General features: G+C 72.1%; 1 protein-coding gene and 1 pseudogene. One reads left to right on the top strand and one right to left on the bottom strand.

The features are described from left to right. Positions 1 to 846: pseudogene (locus tag ACXAID_RS27365) on the bottom strand (hypothetical protein); the annotation flags it as partial. A gap of 600 nt (positions 847 to 1,446) precedes the next feature. Here ACXAID_RS27365 and ACXAID_RS27360 point away from each other — a divergent pair. Beyond that, the coding region (locus ACXAID_RS27360) for a beta strand repeat-containing protein (protein ID WP_475025311.1) at positions 1,447 to 3,834 on the top strand (2,388 nt) is incomplete at its 3' end.

The following is a 3,834-nucleotide window of genomic DNA, read 5'->3' as shown; positions in this document are numbered from 1 at the left end:
GGCGTAGCCGCCTGTGCCGCCGTTGCCCCCGGGACCCCCGAATGCGCCGGCGCCGCCGTCGCCGCCGTCGCCGGCGTGCGCGTTGCCGTCGATGCTGTTGGCCCACCCGCCGCCGCCACCGGCACCGCCGATGGGGATGTCGACGTTCCAGTTGCCGAAGGGGTACGTGCCGCCGTGGTGGCCGGCTTCCCCGTCACCGCCGATCAGATCGCCCACCCCGAAGGTTCCCGGGCCGGCCTTTCCGGGTGTCGCCTCACGCAGATTCGGTTGGCTCGGGTTGACGGCGTCCGAGCCCGCCGCACCGTCGGCGCCGTCGCCGCCGTTTCCGCCGCGGCCCCAGAACAAGCCGCCGTTGCCGCCGTTGCCGCCGTTTTGACCCAGTTCGACAGCGTCGCTGCCGTCTCCGCCGTCGCCGAACAGGCCCGCGCTTCCTCCGCTGCCGCCGTTGGCGCCGTTACCGCCGTTGCCCCAGATCAGGCCGCCGTTACCGCCGTTGCAGGCGCGGCCGACACAGTCGGCGGCAGCGTCGAGGCCGTCGCCGAACAATCCGAGGAACGGGCCGCTGCGGCCGGTGACCTGCGCGGCCATCAAACCGGCGAGGTCCGTCGTCGTGGACACCGGGCCGGATCCTGCTGCCGGGCGGCCGTCGTCGCACGCATCGACGACGGCCTGCACGCAGCCGGGGTCGGGGCTGAGCGGCGCGGGGTCGCGCGGCGCTGCACCGGCCTCCGACGCGAAACCGAGGCTCGCCCCCAGCGCCGCTGCGGCAAGCCCGGTAGCTGCGACAACGCCGGCCAGCACGGGCGACTTCGCTGATGCGCTCACTGCGACGGGCACGACCGACATCCCTTCTCCACAACCGGCTCGGAAGTCGGTGCCGTCCCCGACTGTCCGGCCCTACGGATCATAATGTTGCCACAATCCAAATAGCCAGACCTATGGCAAATAACTTTGGGCATCAGTTGCGTGACGGGATCGGGCGCTGCGCGGCTGCGACTCCGGGCAGGAAACGGGGTGGGCGCCGGCGGTTTCCGCGAGTTAGATGCCAGCCCAGGTGTGCCAAAACGACGGCGGCCGAGATCCGGGAAGGCGCTGCTCGCCGCCCTCCTCCCGAGCAGCAGTGCTGCGTGAAACGCACCGGAGTGTGGGCATAGCAAATTTCCATACAAGCTCTTAATTTTCGCCATATCCGGCTTCTGTAACCGAAGTCCCTGGTGGGGACGTTGCCGAGCCGTCCCGCGCCGGGCAAGCGGTTGCCTGCGCGCGAACGGGTCAGGTCGTGGGGGATGGCACCGGTGTTCGGGTGGGGCCACCCCGGTCCGGCCGGGTCACGCCGAACGGGGGCGTGTTCGCCGGTTGGCTTCTAGGATTTGCGCCAGCTCCCCCAATCCGGAAGGAACGGCTGTGGACCAGCCTGGGTCACCCCTGCGCAGTCGCCTCGCGGCTGTGATCGCCGGAACCGCCGTTGCCCTCGGCCTCGGCGCGGCGCTGCTGTGTGGCGCAGCGGCGGCCGGGGCGGCACCGTCCGAATCCGACGCGTCGGCGTCGTCGGCATCCAGTGCCGAGTCGTCTGCGGGGTCGGGCTCATCGACGGCATCCCGTTCCGACTCGTCCGCGGCCCCGGACCGCAAGACGCGCTCCGCGCGCACGGAGCGGCGCGGCAGCGCCGACCGGGACGACGATGGCCACGCTGCCGGGTCCGGCAGCACCGATGCCGACGATTCGGACGGTGACGACGAGCCGGACATCGCTGACGCACCGGAAACCACCGACGAGCCGGCCCTCTCCGACGACGGTCCCGGCATCGTCGACGACGCCGGGTCGGCGCGCCGCGACGAGGACGACGGCATCAGCGTCCGCGCGGATCCGGCCGCCGACGCTGCCGATGACGCTGCCGATGATGACGTCTCCGTCGACGCCGACGAATCGGTCGACGCCGACGAGCAGGATGAACACTCCTCGACGACACTCGCTCGCAGCGACCGCGCCGGCACACAACAGTCACTGCCCGGTAGTCCGGCGCCGGTGCCGGCGACCCCGCGCAGTGTCGCGGCGGCGCTGCCCACCGACGTGTGGGCGCCGAACATCGCGGTGTCGTTCAGCGGTTTCCAGCTGGTCGAGGTCGGCTCGGCGCGTGCCACCGCCACCGGACTGGGTTCGTGGGCGATCGCCTGGGGCGAGAACGCCTCGGCGTCAGCCGCCGGCGGGTTCTTCAACGGTGCGTGGGCGATCGGCAGCGACAGCGTGGCCACCGTGAATTCCGCGACGCCGGGCGGCAGGGCCACCGGCAACTTCAACATCGCCTTCGCACTCGCCGGCAGCGTCGCCGCGGTGAATTCGGCCGCGGCGGGCAGCGGCGGGGCGGCGACCGCGGCGGGCGACTTCAACACGGCCTGGGCATTCGGCGGCGGAGCCGCGCTGGTCAACAACGCCCGCGCGGACGGCGACACCGCGACGGCTTCCGCCCACGGCAACTTCAACACCACCAGCGCAGTCCAAGGCGGAGCCCTGGTCAACAACCCCGAGGCCAGCGGCGACACCGCCACCGCAACCGCCCACGGCAACTTCAACACCGCCAACGCAGTCCAAGGCGGAGCCCTGGTCAACAACCCCCGCGCCGAGGGCGACACGGCCACCGCAACCGCCCACGGCAGCTTCAACACCGCCAACGCCATGCAAGCCGGCGCCCTGGTCAACAACCCCCGCGCCGACGGCGACACCGCCACAGCGACGGCGGCGGGAAGTTTCAACACGGCGATCGCATTCCGGGGCGGCGCCCTGGTCAACGACGTCGACGCCACGGCGTCTTCCGGCACCGCGGTCGGACGCGGCACCGGCAGTTTCAACTCCGCGGTCGCGGCCGGCCCGACCGCCGACGCCGAGGTCAACCAGGTGATCGTCGGGGTGACCGGGGGCGGGACCGCCACCGCCACCAGCAGCGGCGGCGCCAACACGGCGGTGGCGGTGGGCAACAGCGCCGCCACGGTCAACTTCGCCGAGTCTCAGGCCGACGCCGGTGTGGCCACCGCACTGGTCAGCGGCCACGCCAATCTGGCCCGCATCACCACCGACGTCGGCGCGGCCGCCACCGTCAACGGGGCCGTGGTCACCGATGGGGCCTCGGCGGTGGTGGACGGCAACGGCAACGCCGCGTCGGGCGACGGCAGCGACAGCGTCCTGGTCAACATCGTCGACGTGGACACCGCGGGCGTGGCCCGGGAGCTCAGCGGTCACCACAACATCGCCCGGCTCGCGGGGGCGGGCAACACGGCCCACGTCAACGTCTACTACACCGACACATTCAGCGGCGGCGGCAACCACAACATCGCCTGGGCGTGGGGCACCGACAACACCGCGGTGGTGCGGGGCGGCAACCTCAATGTGGCCATCGCGATCGGTCACGGGAACACCGCGCAAGCGGGCAGCGGAAACCTCAACGTCGCGTCGATCGTCGGTTCCGGGAGCACCGCCCAGGCCGGCTTCTCCGGCGACCGCAACATCGCCGGCGCCGTCGGTGCGGGCAACTACGTCGCCGCCGGGTTCGGTGACGGAAACATCGCCTCGCTGGCCGGATCGCACAGCTATGCGGCCGCGGCCGCCGGGAACTACAACCTCACACTGGTGGCCGGCGAGAACAGCCGCGCCGCTGCCGGCGGCGCCCTCGACGGCGCCACCGACGGCGATTTCAACGTGGCGGTCGTCGCCGGTGCCGCAAGCTCGGCCGGAGCCGGTCTGGGCCGCCACAACACCGCGGTCGTGCTCGGCGACAACGGCAGCGCCGACGTGGGATTCGGCGGCAACGGCAACACCGCCGTCGTCGTCGGCGGCCTGCGT

Source organism: Mycobacterium sp. ABE4_509 (genome assembly GCF_056160785.1).
The sequence above is the reverse complement of the archived record's forward strand: the minus strand, read 5'-3'. Positions and strand labels throughout refer to the sequence as shown.